This window comes from Rahnella sp. CJA17(1/100) (assembly GCF_963881615.1).
Lineage (GTDB): Bacteria > Pseudomonadota > Gammaproteobacteria > Enterobacterales > Enterobacteriaceae > Rahnella > Rahnella aceris.
The window spans coordinates 339,563-354,926 of sequence record NZ_CAWOJA010000033.1 but is presented as its reverse complement, the minus strand read 5'-3'; the positions used below and the strand labels follow the sequence as shown (position 1 = coordinate 354,926).

Below are 15,364 nucleotides of genomic sequence, written 5' to 3'. Positions count from 1 at the left end.
GGAGCGCGTGTTGAAAAAGCGTGGGGAAATCCAAAAGGGGAAAAGCACTTTCCCCTTTTGGGCGGTTTCGGCGCAGCGTGTTATATGATCACCGCACGTAAGAAACCGAAATGTTTTCGATCTGTTTTAGCAGTGTTAGCCGCAATTTGCAGCGGCCTTCTGCAAACAAATCAGCGACTGCAAAGTTTGTAATAAACTTCATTCCACCGGATCTGATTCTTGAAGTCCGGCAACGTCGTGTCGTTATCGATCACCAGCAATTCAATCCCGGAAAATTCCGCATATAACCGCAGCGCGTCAATATCCAGTGCCTGAGAGAACACGGTATGGTGCGCGCCGCCGCCGAGGATCCACGCTTCTGCCGCTGTTGCCAGTGATGGCTGGGCTTTCCAGATAGCGCGCGCAACCGGCAGTTTTGGCAGCGGGTGTGGCTGTTCGATGGTATCCACCAGATTGACCAGCAGACGGAAGCGGTCGCCCATGTCGATGACGCTGGCATTGACCGCCGGACCTGCCGGTGTGGAGAAAATCAGACGCGCCGGATCCGCTTTACCGCCTATGCCGAGATATTGCGCATCGAGCAGCGGCTTCTCTTCTTTGGCAATCGACGGACACACTTCCAGCATGTGCGAGCCCACCACCAGATCACTGCCTGGTTTGAAGTGGTAGGTGTAATCCTCCATGAAAGAAGTGCCGCCTTTCAGACCGCTGGCCATGACTTTCATGATGCGCAGCAGGGCAGACGTTTTCCAGTCACCTTCGCCACCAAAGCCGTAGCCTTTCTGCATCAGACGCTGGACTGCCAGCCCGGGCAGTTGTTTCATGCCGTGCAGATCTTCAAAGTTGGTCGTGAATGCCCCGAATTTACCTTGTTCGAGGAAACGGGTCATACCAAGTTCAATTTTGGCAGCATCCAGCAGGTTTTCACGACGTTCGCCGTTAATTTTTACCGCATCCGTCAGGCGATAGGTGGCTTCATATTCTTCCACCAGCGTATCGATGTCGCCTTTGCTGACTTCGTTGATTACGCTGACCAAATCACCAATTCCGTAGGCACTGATGCTGTAGCCGAACTGGATTTGGGCGGCGACTTTATCGCCTTCGGTGACAGCAACTTCACGCATGTTATCGCCAAAACGTGCCACTTTCAGGTGCTGGCTTTCGTTTTTGGCGGCAGCAACGCGCATCCACTGGGCGATACGGCGGTGAGATTCACCGTCCTGCCAGTGACCGGCTACCACGGTGTGTTGCTGACGCATACGGGCACCGATGAAGCCGAATTCACGGCCACCATGCGCGGTCTGGTTCAGGTTCATGAAGTCCATGTCCATGGTTTCCCATGGAATTTCAGCGTTGAATTGCGTATGGAACTGCATCAGCGGCTTATGCAGGATGCTCAGCCCGGCAATCCACATTTTGGCTGGCGAGAAGGTATGCAGCCAGGTGATGATGCCCACGCAGGCGTTGTCATAGTTGGCTTCACGGCACAATGCGGTGATTTCGTCCGGCGTGGTCACCAGCGGTTTGAGCACCAGTTTTATCGGCAAACCGGCTTCGCTGTTCAGGCTACTGACCACCTTCTCGGCGTTCTCTTTTACCTGACGTAATGCCTGCGGACCGTACAGATGCTGACTGCCAATGGCGAACCACACTTCGAGATGTTTAAACGCGTCCATTTATTACTCCTGAATATCGGATAGATGAAATACGGGTTAATGCGCCGGTTTCGCTGCAAACAGCGGTTCAGTCGTGGCACACCATTGCTGATAACGTTCGTACAGGCGCTGATATTGCGCGACGCGCTGCGGATCCGGCGTCAGCGTACGTTCGATGCTGCAGGCCATTTTTTCCTGTGCGGCAGGAACATCTTTGAACTCCCCGGCAGCGACGGCGGCGAAAATCGCGGCACCCAGGGCGCAGCACTGATCGGAAGCGACAATTTGCAACGGACGGTTCATCACATCGGCGCAAACCTGCATGATGACCGGCGATTTACGCGCGATGCCCCCGAGCGTCAGCACGTTTTCCACCGGGATATCCTGCTGTTCGAAACATTCCATGATGGCGCGCGCGCCAAAAGCGGTCGCTGCGATAAAGCCGCCGAACAGTTCAGGTGCTTCGGTGCCCAGATTGATATCGGTAATGACACCTTTCAGGCGCTGGTTGGCAAACGGTGTACGGCGGCCGTTAAACCAGTCGAGCACCAGCGGCAGATGATCCAGTTTCGGATGAGCGGCCCAGGCCACAGTGAGATCGGTCAGCAGATTTTTTTGCAGGCTGGTCAGTTGCGGTGCCATTTCCGGATGGGCTTTGGCGGCCTGAATCAGCGGCCAGCTCAGCAGACGGCTGAACCAGGCGTACATGTCGCCGAAAGCGGATTGTCCGGCTTCCATCCCGATCATGTCCGGCACGACGCTGCCTTCCACCTGTCCGCAGATCCCGGCGATAGCGCGGTCGTTTACACGTTCTTTATCGGCGATCAGGATGTCGCAGGTGGAGGTGCCGATCACTTTGACCAGCGTATAAGGCTGTGCGCCCGCGCCGACTGCCCCCATATGGCAGTCGAATGCGCCGCCCGAAAGCACCACACTGGCGGGTAAGCCAAGACGTTCTGCCCATTCAGGTGTCAGTGTGCCAACAGCCTGTTCGGCGGTGACGGTGTCGGTAAACAGCGGATAGGGCAGATGTTCAACCAGCAGCGGATCGAGGGCGGCAAAGAACGCTTTTGGTGGCAGGCCGCCCCATGACGGATGCCAGAGCATTTTGTGTCCGGCGCTGCAACGTCCGCGCACCACTTTGTCCGGCGCGGTGGTGCCGGAAAGCAGGGCGGGCACCCAGTCGCACAATTCAACCCATGACGCGGCTGCTTGTTTAACCGCAGCATCAGCACGGGAAACGTGCAGGATTTTCGCCCAGAACCATTCTGAGGAATAAACGCCGCCGATATAGCGGGAATAGTCGGGGAAATCGCCGCTGCGACACAGACGGTTGATCTCTTCCGCTTCTTCTATTGCCGTGTGATCTTTCCAGAGCACAAACATGGCATTCGGGTTTTCGGCAAATTCCGCTTTCAGCGCCAGAATGTTGCCTTCCTCATCGACAGGAGCGGGGGTTGAGCCGGTGGAATCGACGCCGATACCCACCACGCGCGCAGCCCGCTCGCTGCCCAGCCGTTGCACAACGTTTTTAATCGCCTGCTCCATTGCCTCTATATAGTCGAGCGGGTGATGGCGGAACTGATTTATTGCCGCATCACAATAGCGACCTTCATTCCAGCGCGGATAATAAACCACATCGGTTTCCATCTCGGCACCGGTCTGACAATCCACAGCCAGGGCACGGACGGAATCGCTGCCAAAATCAAGACCAAGAGCAATCGCACCTTGCGTCATTCTTTCTCACTCCTTCAGGTTTGCCGTAGTCATTACGGCGGCGAATCGAATTGCTCTAACAGTAGGAGGATGCAAAAAAGTGAGTGAGGAGGCGTTAGCTGGAAGTATGCACAAATCTGCTCCCAATGATGTTTCTGTGAGGTTGGTCAAATGTTAGCGTTTGGCTAAAATCGCTATATCTATGCACAAACCTGCTGTTTTCCCGCCGTGTGATAGCGCTCTACATTCCGCTGCAAAATTACCGCTAAAACTTAACCCGTCTTACAAGAGAGTGTGACGCAAATCCTCTATAAACTGGACTTCGCCGCACTTTCACTTTGTTTCTTTACGCTACTGATAACGTTTTCACGATTGCGGCAAACCACCAGATTTAAGACTGTGATTGTGAAAAACAACAATAAAAGTCGGAGAACATCATGCATAAATTCACTAAGGCATTAGCGGCGGTCGGGTTAGCTGCCCTTATGTCACATTCAGCTATGGCAGCCGAGAATCCGAAGCTGGGCTTCCTGGTTAAACAGCCGGAAGAGCCGTGGTTCCAGACTGAATGGCGGTTCGCAGATAAAGCCGGTAAGGATCTTCACTTCGACGTCATTAAAATCGCCGTGCCGGATGGTGAAAAAACGTTGAATGCAATCGACAGCCTGGCGGCCAACGGCGCGAAAGGCTTTGTCATCTGTACGCCGGATCCGCGTCTCGGCCCTGCCATCATGGCGAAAGCGCGCAGCTATGACATGAAAGTGATCCAGGTGGATGACCAGTTTGTGAATGCCAAAGGCAAGCCAATGGAAGAAGTGCCATTAGTCATGATGGCCGCGACCAAAATCGGCGAACGTCAGGGGCAGGAACTGTACAAAGAAATGCAAAAACGTGGCTGGAAAGTTGCTGATACCGGCGTGATGGCCATTACTGCCGATGAACTCGATACGGCGCGCCGCCGCACCTCCGGTTCAATGGAGGCACTGAAAGCTGCCGGTTTCCCGGAAAAACAAATCTACAAAGTCCCGACTAAATCTAACGACATCCCGGGCGCACTGGATGCCGGTAACTCCCTGCTGGTGCAACATCCTGAAGTGAAAAACTGGCTGATCATCGGCATGAACGACAACACAGTATTGGGTGGCGTGCGTGCAACCGAAGGTCAGGGCTTTAAAGCGGCTAACGTGATCGGCATCGGCATCAACGGTGTGGATGCAGTGAATGAGTTGTCAAAAAGCGCCCAGACTGGCTTCTACGGTTCCCTGTTACCTAGCCCGGATATCCACGGTTACAAAAGTATTCAGATGCTGAATGAATGGGTTACCAAAGGCGTTGAACCACCGAAATTTACCGAAGTGACGGATGTTGTCCTGATTACCCGCGACAACTTCAAAGAAGAGCTGAAGAAGAAAGGCTTAATGTAATTTCCTCGTCATCCTTCGGGCTGCAGATGCGTTGGCTGCAACCCGAATGATTTAGAGGAATGCGATTGAGAACGAGCATTAGAAGACGCTGCTGCAGAACGGACGACAGTTTTAAATAGTTTGAACTGTTTTCTGCTTTGCAGTGGCGTGCATCCATACTTACTCAACTTCCAGGTAGCCACTATGACTCAGCAATCTTTCGATAATAAGACGCCTTTGCTGACACCGTCACTGACGGAGTTTGATGCGGCCAGGCCGTATCTGGAATTCCATGACATTGGCAAAACTTTTCCGGGCGTGAAAGCGCTGGACGGTATTTCATTCAATTGTTACGCCGGACAAATTCATGCGCTGATGGGCGAAAACGGAGCGGGGAAATCCACCCTGCTGAAGATCCTCAGCGGGAACTATCAGCCTTCCCAGGGCAATATTCATATCAAAGGCCAGCCGGTCGCGTTCAGCCATACCACGGATGCGCTCGATGCCGGTGTGGCGATCATTTATCAGGAACTCCATCTGGTGCCGGAAATGACGGTAGCAGAGAACATTTATCTCGGGCAGTTGCCGAGCAAACACGGTTTTGTAAACCGTAAATTGCTGCGTTACGAAGCCAAACTTCAGCTTGAACATCTCGGGCTGGATATCGACCCCGATACACCGCTGAAATATCTCTCCATCGGCCAGTGGCAGATGGTGGAAATTGCCAAGGCGCTGGCGCGCAATGCCAAAATTATTGCATTCGATGAACCTACCAGTTCGCTTTCTGCACGCGAAATTGAACAATTGTTCCGTGTTATCCGTGAGTTACGGGCGGAAGGGCGTGTGATTTTATATGTCTCACACCGTATGGAAGAGATCTTTGCATTAAGTGACGCTGTCACCGTTTTCAAAGACGGACGTTACGTTCGCACCTTTGACGACATGACGCAGGTGGATAACAGCAAGCTGGTGCAGGCGATGGTTGGCCGTAATCTCGATGACATTTACGGTTACGCGCCACGTCCGCACGGCGAAATTCGCCTTGAACTGGATGAGGTGAAAGCACCGGGCGTGAGAACGCCGATCAGCCTGACGGTACGTCAGGGCGAAATCGTCGGCCTGTTCGGGCTGGTGGGTGCAGGGCGCAGTGAGCTGATGAAAGGATTATTTGGTGGTACGCGTATTACCGGCGGTACCGTCCGGCTGGACGGTGTAGCGCTGAATATTCGTAAACCGGCAGATGCGATCCGCCAGGGCATCATGTTGTGCCCGGAAGACCGCAAAGCTGACGGCATTATTCCTGTGCACTCGGTGCGCGACAACATCAACATCAGCGCCCGTCGCAAAACGGTGAAGGCAGGGTGCCTGATCAACAACGCCTGGGAAGCGAAAAATGCGCGTAAACATATCGATGCGCTGAATATCAAAACCCCCAGCGACCAGCAACTGATCATGAACCTTTCAGGGGGTAATCAGCAAAAAGCCATTCTGGGTCGCTGGTTGTCGGAAGAAATGAAAGTCATTTTGCTGGATGAACCAACGCGGGGTATCGACGTTGGCGCCAAGCATGAAATTTATAATGTGATTTATTCACTGGCAAAACAAGGCATTGCGGTGCTGTTTGCGTCCAGTGATTTACCGGAAGTGCTGGGTCTGGCCGACAGGGTGGTGGTGATGCGCGAAGGCGCAATCTCCGGCGAACTGTTGCATGACGACGCCACCGAAGAAAAAGCGCTGGGGCTCGCTATGTTGCGCACGCCAGTTCTTGATTCTGCCCATGACGCTGCCTGACTGAGGAGCAAAAATATTATGTCGAGTATGACAACCAATTCAGCCAAACCGGATCAACCTTCAGCAGCCTCACGCGGCGGCCAGGGTCTGATGCGTATCTGGGACAGTTACGGCATGTTAGTGGTGTTCGCCGTGCTGTTTATCGCCTGTACCATTTTCGTGCCAAACTTCAGTTCTTTCATCAACATGAAAGGGCTGGGGCTGGCGATTTCGATGTCCGGCATGGTGGCCTGCGGGATGCTGTTCTGTCTGGCTTCCGGTGACTTCGATCTGTCAGTTGCATCGGTGATTGCCTGTGCGGGCGTTACCACCGCCGTGGTGATCAACATGACCGAAAGCCTGTGGATCGGCGTTGCTGCCGGTTTACTGCTCGGGATGCTGACCGGTTTGCTCAACGGTTTTGTTATCGCCCGCCTGAAAATCAATGCGCTGATCACCACGCTTGCCACTATGCAGATTGTGCGCGGTCTTGCGTACATCATTTCTGACGGTAAAGCGGTGGGCATCGAAGACGAACGTTTCTTCACCCTCGGTTATGCCAACTGGCTGGGGCTGCCTGCACCTATCTGGCTGACGGTCGGCTGTCTGATCATCTTTGGTCTGTTGCTGAACAAAACCACCTTCGGGCGTAACACGCTGGCGATTGGCGGTAATGAAGATGCGGCACGTCTGGCCGGTGTGCCGGTGGTGCGTACGAAAATCATCATCTTCGTGCTGTCCGGGCTGGTATCAGCGGCGGCGGGGATCATTCTGGCGTCACGTATGACCAGCGGCCAGCCGATGACCTCACTGGGCTTCGAGCTGATCGTTATCTCTGCCTGCGTACTGGGTGGCGTTTCCCTGAAAGGCGGTATCGGTAAAATTTCCTATGTGGTGTCCGGGATCCTCATTCTGGGTACCGTGGAAAATGCCATGAACCTGCTGAACATTTCTCCGTTCTCGCAATATGTGGTACGTGGCTTGATCCTGCTGGCGGCAGTTATCTTCGACCGCTACAAACAGAAAGCGAAAAAGACCGTTTAATCTGGTTTTGTGATAACGCTTTCACGCAATCATCACGCGGCATTTAACGCTATTACGGGTTAAATGCCGAATAAACGCGTGGTTGTTCACAATTTAGCAACCTTTACTGGCAGCGTTTTCACTGCCGATTAGAATAGATGAAAAGTCCATAGTCCAGTGAAGTTTCAGGAGGTTCGATGTATCACCGTATGATTCAGGATCAGCAGCAAAATCCGCTGTTACCGGGTTACAGTTTCAATGCCTATCTGGTCGCCGGTATGACACCTATCCTTGCTGACGGGCCACTGGATTTCGCCATCGACCGTCCGGGTGGAATGAAAGGCTACATTCTTAATTTGACGGTGAAGGGGCAGGGTAAAGTCTTCGACGGCGAAGACACGTTCTACTGCAATCCCGGTGATCTGCTGTTATTCCCACCGAAAGCCCGCCATCTTTACAGTCGTTCTGCCAACGCTGACTCCTGGTATCATCGCTGGGTGTATTTCCGCCCGCGCGCCTACTGGGCAGACTGGCTGGAATGGCACACCAAAACCCGCGATGTCGGGCGTCTTTCTTTACCGAATAATACCTTGTTGCTGGAATTTGACCGTCTGTTTGCCAACATCGAACAAACGCAAAAATCGGGGCGACGTTTTTGCGAAGAGCTGGGGATGAATCTGCTGGAACGTCTGTTGCTGCGTGCCATGGAAGAAGATCCGCAGAGTCCGCAGAAAATCATGGACCCACGTGTCATCGAAGCCTGCCAGTTTATTACCGGCAATCTGGCGGGTGAGCTGCGTATCGATGAAGTCGCGCGCCATGTTTGCCTCTCACCATCGCGGCTGGCGCATTTATTCCGCGAACAGGTCGGGATCAACATCCTGCGCTGGCGCGAAGATCAGCGGGTGATCCGCGCCAAACTCTTATTACAAACTACGCAGGAATCCATCGCGACGATTGGCCGTGTGGTGGGATATGACGATCAGTTGTATTTCTCGCGGGTCTTCCGTAAACGGGTGGGGGTCAGCCCGAGTGATTTCCGCCGCCGGAGTGTGGAGATTAACTATCCGGCCAAGCCGTATAAATCACATCCGTGGCCTGAGCATGAAAATGCCGTGGCGTATCATTTTTGAGTTTTGCAGAGTGGGCCGCTGCAAAAGGGGCGGCCTTGAAACCTTGGGTTGCCACCCAAACCGGCCTTAAGGTCGTGGGCGTCGGCCCACACCGACCAGAGACCCGGTAACGCGCGGGCCTCTGGACTCCGCGCTTTTTTCACTGCGCGCTATCGCGGGTATGACGGACATGTTCTGGTGCATTAGTCAGTGGCGCAAATCCAGGTGCTTCGCACTACCTTCTCTCGGTCTTCGAGCCACAGGTCTCGAAGCCGCTCCGTTCAGCTGAATTTTGATCACGCCAATCAACTTTTCTAAAAGATAAAAGACAATCTGCCGTTGATTTTAAGATCGTGCGGGCGATTCAGAAAGCTTGCTGAATGAGAGGTTGCAGACCTGAGGCTGCAATCCCGAAATGAAGGCACCGCGCAGCGGCAAGCTTTCCAGCCTGTCGCGGTGGTACCTGAAACATAGCCAGCGAGCGTTAGCGCGTGTTGAAAAGCGAAGGGAGATCCAAGAGGGAAAAAGCACTTTTCCCTCTTGGTCGGTTTCGGCGCGAAAGGCCGAGTGATAACCGTTATTGAAAAACCGAAATTTCACAATTCAGTTATTAAGAAGCGCGAATTCATTCGCTAAAGAAGCTTTGTTTCAAAGCCCGCTCCACACCTCGCAGTTCCGCCAGTCCCCGCAGACGTCCAATCGCCGAATACCCCGGATTGGTTTTCTTATGCAAATCATCCAGCATCTGATGGCCGTGATCCGGACGCATCGGGATAGCGCGCAGATTGCCAGCGCGGCGACGTGTTTGTTCTTCCGTCAGAATCGCTTTGATAACCGCCACCATATCCACATCACCATCTAAATGATCGGCTTCATGGAAGCTTTCCGGCACGTCTTCGCGCTGGGTGGCGCGCAGATGGATGAAGTGCACGCGGTCGGCGTAAGTGGTCATCATCTTCACCAGGTCATTATCTTCACGCACGCCGTAAGAACCGGTGCAGAAGCAGAAACCGTTGTGGATACTGTCGACGGTTTCTTTCAACCACTGCATATCTTCAATGGTGGAGATAATACGCGGCAGGCCGAGAATAGGGCGCGGTGGATCGTCCGGGTGAACTGCCAGACTTAAACCGCATTGCTCGGCAACCGGCACAATGCTGCGCAGGAAATGCGCCATGTTTTCGCGCAGTTTGGCTTTGTCGATACCGTCGTAAGTCGCCAGACGCGCACGGAACTGATCCAGCGTGTAGCCTTCTTCCGCACCCGGTAAACCGGCAATGATGTTAGACACCAGCTGATCTTTCTTCGCCTGTGTCATCGCCGCAAAGTATTCGGCTGCCTGTTTTTGCTCATCCGCGCTGTAATAAGACGTCGCGCCTTCGCGTTTCAGCAGATGCAATTCAAAGGCCGCAAATGCGATATGGTCAAAGCGCAGGGCGCGTGAACCGTCCGGCAGCAGATAGCCGAGGTCCGTGCGTGTCCAGTCGAGAACCGGCATGAAGTTATAGCAGACCGTATAGATGCCGCATTCCGCCAGATTACGGATAGATTGCTGATAGTTAGCAATGTGCTTTTCAACATCTCCGCTGCGGGTTTTGATTTCCTCATGCACCGGAATACTTTCCACTACGGACCACACCAGACCTTTGGCTTCAATTATCGCCTTACGTTTCTTTATCTCTTCTACCGGCCAGACTTCACCGTTAGGAATATGGTGCAGGGCGGTAACCACGCCGGTTGCGCCAGCCTGACGCACATCATCAAGTGAAACCGGATCGTTCGGGCCGTACCAACGCCATGTCTGTTCCATGTGTTTTCCTTAAAATTGTTAACTGACTGTCTGAATGTAGTTGACGCAGGGCCGGTGATAAGTTCAATCTTAATGCGCGGTCTGGTCAGGTGGTCTGCTGGTCAGGCCATCAGACCGACATATGATTCAGTATCAAACCGAACATTAATGTGACCGGGATAACAGATCTGGGATTCAGCATGAACACGGAGAAAATAATGGCATTACCCACCCTTAAAGTTGAACGGCTGTATCGCCAGATTTCTAATGTATTGATTAACTGCATTAATACCGGGCAGTTTGCCCCGGGCGCGATGATCCCGTCAGAACGGGATTTGTCTAAACAACTTGGCGTCAGTCGTTCATCTATCCGTGAGGCATTGATTGCGCTGGAGATCACTGGCTGGGTGGAAATCCGTACCGGCAACGGCGTGTACGTCAGCGACCCGTTGCCGCAGGCCACACCTGCGGTGCAAACGGTAAGTACCGAAGAGGAATTCAGCCTGCAATCGCTGGTGAAAGCGCGCCAGGTTTATGAATCGATGACAGCAGAACTGGCGGCGATTAACGGCACCGAAGAGCAGCGTGAAAAACTGAGAGCTATCGCCCGGGAATTAAACGAACTGAATGCCAATAACGACGCTTTTCTCGAAGCTGACCGCCGTTTCCATATGATGATCAGTGAAATGACCGGCAACGAAGTGCTGCACGATATGATGGGATATTTGTGGGATAAACGTCGTTCACGTCGGTTTATGCGTCTGGAGAGTCATTACACCGAAGTGGATTTTGCCCGTGAAATGAATGCCGATCATCAGGGGATTTTAGACGCGATTCTGGCGCAGGATGGCGCAGGGGCGAAGGCAAGAATGAGCCGGCATTTACAGCATGTGTATGACCAGTTATTTGCAGAATGAGAGTGTCAATGCCGGACACAGGCGGCTTTTAAATCAAAACCTTGGGTTGTCACCCAAGGTTTTGCCCGTGTGGGCGGCGAGCCCACAAAATAGCATCAGCTCGGATACGGCACCCATCCCCCGCCATTCAGGCGAATATAGATTTTCCCCTGATATTCCATCACCACTGAGTTCTCATTTTCAGATACCAGCGGCGTTTGTGGCAGGTTCGAACCGAAGGTTTTCCAGTCCATCGTCGGGCTGGTAAACACTTTGCCATCGACTGCGCGGGCGACCATTTCTGAAATCGCCTGATAGCTGCTCTGGCCGTCAATTTTCATTGGTGATGACGCGTGCGGTGCCTGCATCCCAAAGAATTTCACCCCGACAGGAATATGGGTAATGCCCGGACTCGGGATATCACGCAGACCCGAGATTTGCATCTTGTCGCCCACCAGCGCGGCGCCGTGTTCAGGCACCACCACCAGCATCACTTTGCGGCCGGATTTATCCAGCTGATCCATAAAGATATTCAGCTGATTCAACAGAGTTTGCGCACGGTTATGATAATCCGCGCCCTTATTGCTGCCCACGTAACGGTTGCCGTCATGCAGCGGAATCAGGTTAAAGAAGGTTGCGGTGCGTGCGGTACCGGCTTTCTCCTGATTCTCCAGCCAGCGGGAGAACAGTTGTCCGTCGTTGAAAATTGGTGAGCCATCAAAGGACGTCAGCTCATAACCCAGACCGGCCTGGGACATCAGCGGGACTTTCATGTCAGCATCATCACGCAGGTTACCGATGTAATTACCGAACACACCCGTATGGTCCATTGCCAGCTGAGGCGTGAAGCCCAGACGCGCGAGATCGTCAAACAGATAACACTGCTGACCGGCAGGCTGATACAAATCATGATGCGATGTCTGACCGCAACTGGCGCGCAGCAGGCGGATGGATGCCGGGCCGCTGTAGGCTGTGGCTGAATTGAAATTGCTGAACACAAAATCAAAACGCGACCACAGCGGTGAATTCGAAAGATTCACGGCGTCCAGATCTGACCAGGCCAGCGAACAGATGTTGATCACCAGCAGGTCAAACGGCTGTGCATCGGCAGGAAGTGCGTCGGGGAACTTCGTCGCCTTACGCCGTTCGTTTTGGTAGAACTGCTCTAAATAAGCGTTCAGGTTGGCATTGGTTGGCGGGCCGTTCACGGTGTTATCAGTGGCTGATGGCGCAACGGTCACCGGTGTCGTTACGGCATTTTGGGCGATAGCCGGTGGCGGCGAATGCGCGAAAAACGGTGTGATCAGCCCGCTGAGGTTAAGCCACAGCAGCGCAATGATGGTAAACGTGGTCAGCCGGATCCACTGGGATATAAACAGATAACCGACCAGCAAAGCGAAACCGATGGCAATCCACTGCCAGTTGATAAAGCGATCGGCCAGTTCGAGCAGATAACTGAAACTGAAGCCTGCTACGTCCGCCCCCTGATTGACAATTGAACGCCAGCCGGGCAGCCAGGTATCGTGATACAGCAACGCCAGCCCGAAAGGCAGGGCAATCCACTGTCTCCAGCGGTGCAGGCGCAGCGAACGTAACGGGAATAGCAACACGGCGGCAAAGACGACATTGCTCAGGGCATCAAAATTCAGATAACCCTGTGAAAGCAGAACAAACTTGAGTAAAAAATAATAGTTCCAGGCACCGAGGCCGCGCCAGGATTGCCAGATCCGCAAACGCGGCGAAGAAGATTGCGATTCGTTCATAGTGAAGTTTTGGATTTTCCTGTAGCCGCAGAAGTTTCAGGCAAAGTAGCGGAGCGTTTGCGGTTCTTATTGATGCTGCTGATGGTCATGGGGGTTAAATAACGCGGCGACAGAAATCGCGTCGCAAAGCGGTTTTTCCAGCGCGGCAAACGGCTACGCAGGGCATATCCCAGCGGGATAAAAATCACCGCCGCCAGAATAAAGATTTCGATAATATCCTGAATATCCATCTCTTTTACTCCTGCGCCTGAATAACTGGCGTATCGCTCACGGCCAGCGTGATGGGAACGGGCTGATGAACCTGCGCACGTTTTAAAGGTTCGGTTTTATGCACCACAAAAGGCTGCGCTTCAGACACCGGATTTGCCATCGGCGGCCTGGCGGCCAGACGCAAAACTTCCGTGCGGATATCCAGCTCCTGACTCCAGAACGTCTGGCTGGTGAACACTTCTTTGACCGGCAGATTAAACAGAAACGCCAGTACATTTTCGACGTCGCTGACCTGACAGTTCGACAGGAACAGATACAGATGACGCCCGGTAACGGTCAGAATATCGCCGTCGCGGCGCAGCGAACACAAAGACATCGCCTGCTGCGGGCTGATCCCGGCGGCAGGGCGCAGCGAAATTAAAATGCCCCGGGATTCCGTCGCCAGCGCGGCGTGATTCCAGATATCGTGCATGACTTCACAGAAAACCGGCAGTGGCAGATAACCCTTATGATGCGTGGGCAGACGGCTGTCGAGCAGCAGCCCGATATCATCCGGCACATGGCGGGTATAAGTGAGATTTTGCAGGTCATCGAGCAAGGTCAGAAAGTTGGAGAGGCGTGCTGCTTGTGGCACAACCAGATTCGCGCCACAGGCCTGGAGCAGACGCTGATCGACATAGCGCAAAGAAGAATTCATTTCGCGCACGACAATTTTTAAACCATTGCCACGCTGCATGCGTAAACGATGAACCTGACGGGCCAGCACTTCGACTTCGTCATTACCGGTGAGGGCGAAAATGACCGTCGCCGATCGCGCATGTGCCGCTCGCTCGCTCAGCGCTTCATTATCATCGAACAGGAACCAGCGTTCTGAAAGCGCAGGAGCGCCTTCAAGCACTGAGCGTTCGGCCAGCAGCATCCACTGATCATCGCCGGTTTGTTCGGAAACAGCGGCAGAGGCGTTCTTTTGAATTCCCCAGCCGGTTGGGCGGCGCGTCAGGGGATAAAGTGTATTGGCTTCTGCCCCCAAATTGTCATGCCACCAGGAAACGCCCCACTGGTTCGGTTCAACATCTGTTTTCAAATCCGCAAGACCGCATATATTGCGATGGTATAAATGAAGCTGAGTTTTAACCGCATTAATACCGGCTCCATAGCAGATAATAAGGATCGTTGCACCTTTATTATTGACACATGCGCTCATTTCACTCAGCCAGCGGACCCATTGTTTATCATTTAGCGCCTGCCAGGTACTGACCGGAAGTAATAGAATCATTAATGAGGCTGAGTGAGCAGGCAAACGATTAATATCCGCTGCAAGAGAGAGAAATGCTTTCTTCCCATTCGCTAACAGGTAATAAAACGTTTTTTTCTGATATTTTTTTAAATAAGTGAGAAGGATATCATCGTCAGATAGCCTGTTTTCTTGTGCAGTGCAAATTAAATTGTGCTGTGGGAAAAAAACGTTGACCGGAACTTCACCTTGCTGAGCCTCAACCGTTTGTCCGCAAAGATGATAAGCGGCTTCCTGACTTTCGGTGTTAACCCAGTAAAGCCCCTGAGCCTGCATCCGGGCTAATCCATTCCAGAATTGCTTCATGCCCAATGAAAAGGAGAGTGCCATATAGTTAATCTGCTTGTATCGTTTTTGATTAAAAGTCTGCTTGGGACACACTGAGAAATGTGAGTATAATAAATTCTATCATTGCTACATTAAATAATCATAATACTTCACAATAATGTTTGATACTAAAAAGCCCAGACAGGTCAGCGCATTTTGGCTGTCGTGGTATCAGTATTTAGATTGAAGCAGGGAGAAAGAATCGGTGGGAGCCAATATTGTAGACCCGGAGGAATCTGAACCGACGAAAGATGATGATTTCTTTGCACTGAGTCACCTTTTTTCTTTATCAGAATTAAATTATGTCGATATAGCCCGTAAAGAAAAGATTCCGCAACTAATGTCCCGCTGGCCGCTACTGGCTGAGCTGGCGCAATACGGTGAACGCGGCGCGGAGAAAAAATAA

Annotated in this window: 12 protein-coding genes; 6 read left to right on the top strand and 6 right to left on the bottom strand. The window is 52.8% G+C overall.

Annotated elements, in window-relative coordinates:
• Window positions 1–170: 170 nt before the first annotated feature.
• Entirely contained in the window at window positions 171–1,676 is a 1,506-nt protein-coding gene (gene araA / locus AACU55_RS16245; protein ID WP_013575450.1) for an L-arabinose isomerase, read from the bottom strand.
• A gap of 36 nt (window positions 1,677–1,712) precedes the next feature.
• The gene (locus AACU55_RS16240; RefSeq protein ID WP_013575451.1) at window positions 1,713–3,392 is read right to left on the bottom strand and encodes a ribulokinase; all 1,680 of its coding nucleotides are present in this window, start codon (window positions 3,390–3,392) and stop codon (window positions 1,713–1,715) included.
• Window positions 3,393–3,808: 416 nt separating this feature from the next.
• Between AACU55_RS16240 and AACU55_RS16235 the strand changes: the two genes are divergently transcribed.
• The 4 genes from AACU55_RS16235 to araC all read left to right on the top strand — a co-directional run bounded on the left by AACU55_RS16235 (window position 3,809) and on the right by araC (window position 8,700).
• Window positions 3,809–4,795 carry an arabinose ABC transporter substrate-binding protein gene (locus AACU55_RS16235; protein ID WP_013575452.1) on the top strand — a complete coding sequence of 329 codons (987 nt, stop codon included), beginning with the start codon at window positions 3,809–3,811 and terminating at the stop codon, window positions 4,793–4,795.
• A 183-nt stretch (window positions 4,796–4,978) separates the two neighbouring features.
• Window positions 4,979–6,565, top strand: coding sequence for an L-arabinose ABC transporter ATP-binding protein AraG (araG, locus tag AACU55_RS16230; protein ID WP_037033969.1), 1,587 nt, complete (start codon window positions 4,979–4,981; stop codon window positions 6,563–6,565).
• Between the two features lie 18 nt (window positions 6,566–6,583).
• A complete protein-coding gene (gene araH / locus AACU55_RS16225) occupies window positions 6,584–7,588 on the top strand; it encodes an L-arabinose ABC transporter permease AraH (protein WP_013575455.1) in 1,005 nt (334 codons plus the stop codon).
• A gap of 176 nt (window positions 7,589–7,764) precedes the next feature.
• Window positions 7,765–8,700 (top strand): arabinose operon transcriptional regulator AraC, encoded by a 936-nt coding sequence (gene araC / locus AACU55_RS16220; protein ID WP_013575456.1) that lies wholly within the window; start codon window positions 7,765–7,767, stop codon window positions 8,698–8,700.
• 604 nt (window positions 8,701–9,304) lie between these two features.
• On the opposite strand, the gene uxuA is transcribed toward araC, so the two are convergent.
• Window positions 9,305–10,489 carry a mannonate dehydratase gene (gene uxuA / locus AACU55_RS16215; protein WP_134705764.1) on the bottom strand — a complete coding sequence of 395 codons (1,185 nt, stop codon included), beginning with the start codon at window positions 10,487–10,489 and terminating at the stop codon, window positions 9,305–9,307.
• 197 nt (window positions 10,490–10,686) lie between these two features.
• Here uxuA and AACU55_RS16210 point away from each other — a divergent pair, with 197 nt between their 5' ends.
• Window positions 10,687–11,385, top strand: coding sequence for a FadR/GntR family transcriptional regulator (locus tag AACU55_RS16210; protein WP_037033972.1), 699 nt, complete (start codon window positions 10,687–10,689; stop codon window positions 11,383–11,385).
• Between the two features lie 95 nt (window positions 11,386–11,480).
• On the opposite strand, the gene bcsG is transcribed toward AACU55_RS16210, so the two are convergent.
• From bcsG to bcsE, 3 genes are read right to left on the bottom strand one after another with little or no spacing between them, the layout of a single operon-like run.
• Window positions 11,481–13,127 carry a cellulose biosynthesis protein BcsG gene (bcsG, locus tag AACU55_RS16205; protein ID WP_134705763.1) on the bottom strand — a complete coding sequence of 549 codons (1,647 nt, stop codon included), beginning with the start codon at window positions 13,125–13,127 and terminating at the stop codon, window positions 11,481–11,483.
• Window positions 13,124–13,357 carry a cellulose biosynthesis protein BcsF gene (gene bcsF, locus AACU55_RS16200; RefSeq protein ID WP_013575460.1) on the bottom strand — a complete coding sequence of 78 codons (234 nt, stop codon included), beginning with the start codon at window positions 13,355–13,357 and terminating at the stop codon, window positions 13,124–13,126. The genes bcsG and bcsF overlap by 4 nt, the downstream gene beginning before the upstream one ends.
• 5 nt (window positions 13,358–13,362) lie before the next feature.
• On the bottom strand, window positions 13,363–14,961 hold the full coding sequence (gene bcsE / locus AACU55_RS16195; protein WP_134705762.1) for a cellulose biosynthesis protein BcsE: 1,599 nt from the start codon (window positions 14,959–14,961) through the stop codon (window positions 13,363–13,365).
• Window positions 14,962–15,163: 202 nt separating this feature from the next.
• On the opposite strand from bcsE, the gene bcsR reads away from it, so the two are divergent.
• Window positions 15,164–15,364, top strand: coding sequence for a cellulose biosynthesis protein BcsR (bcsR, locus tag AACU55_RS16190; protein ID WP_013575462.1), 201 nt, complete (start codon window positions 15,164–15,166; stop codon window positions 15,362–15,364).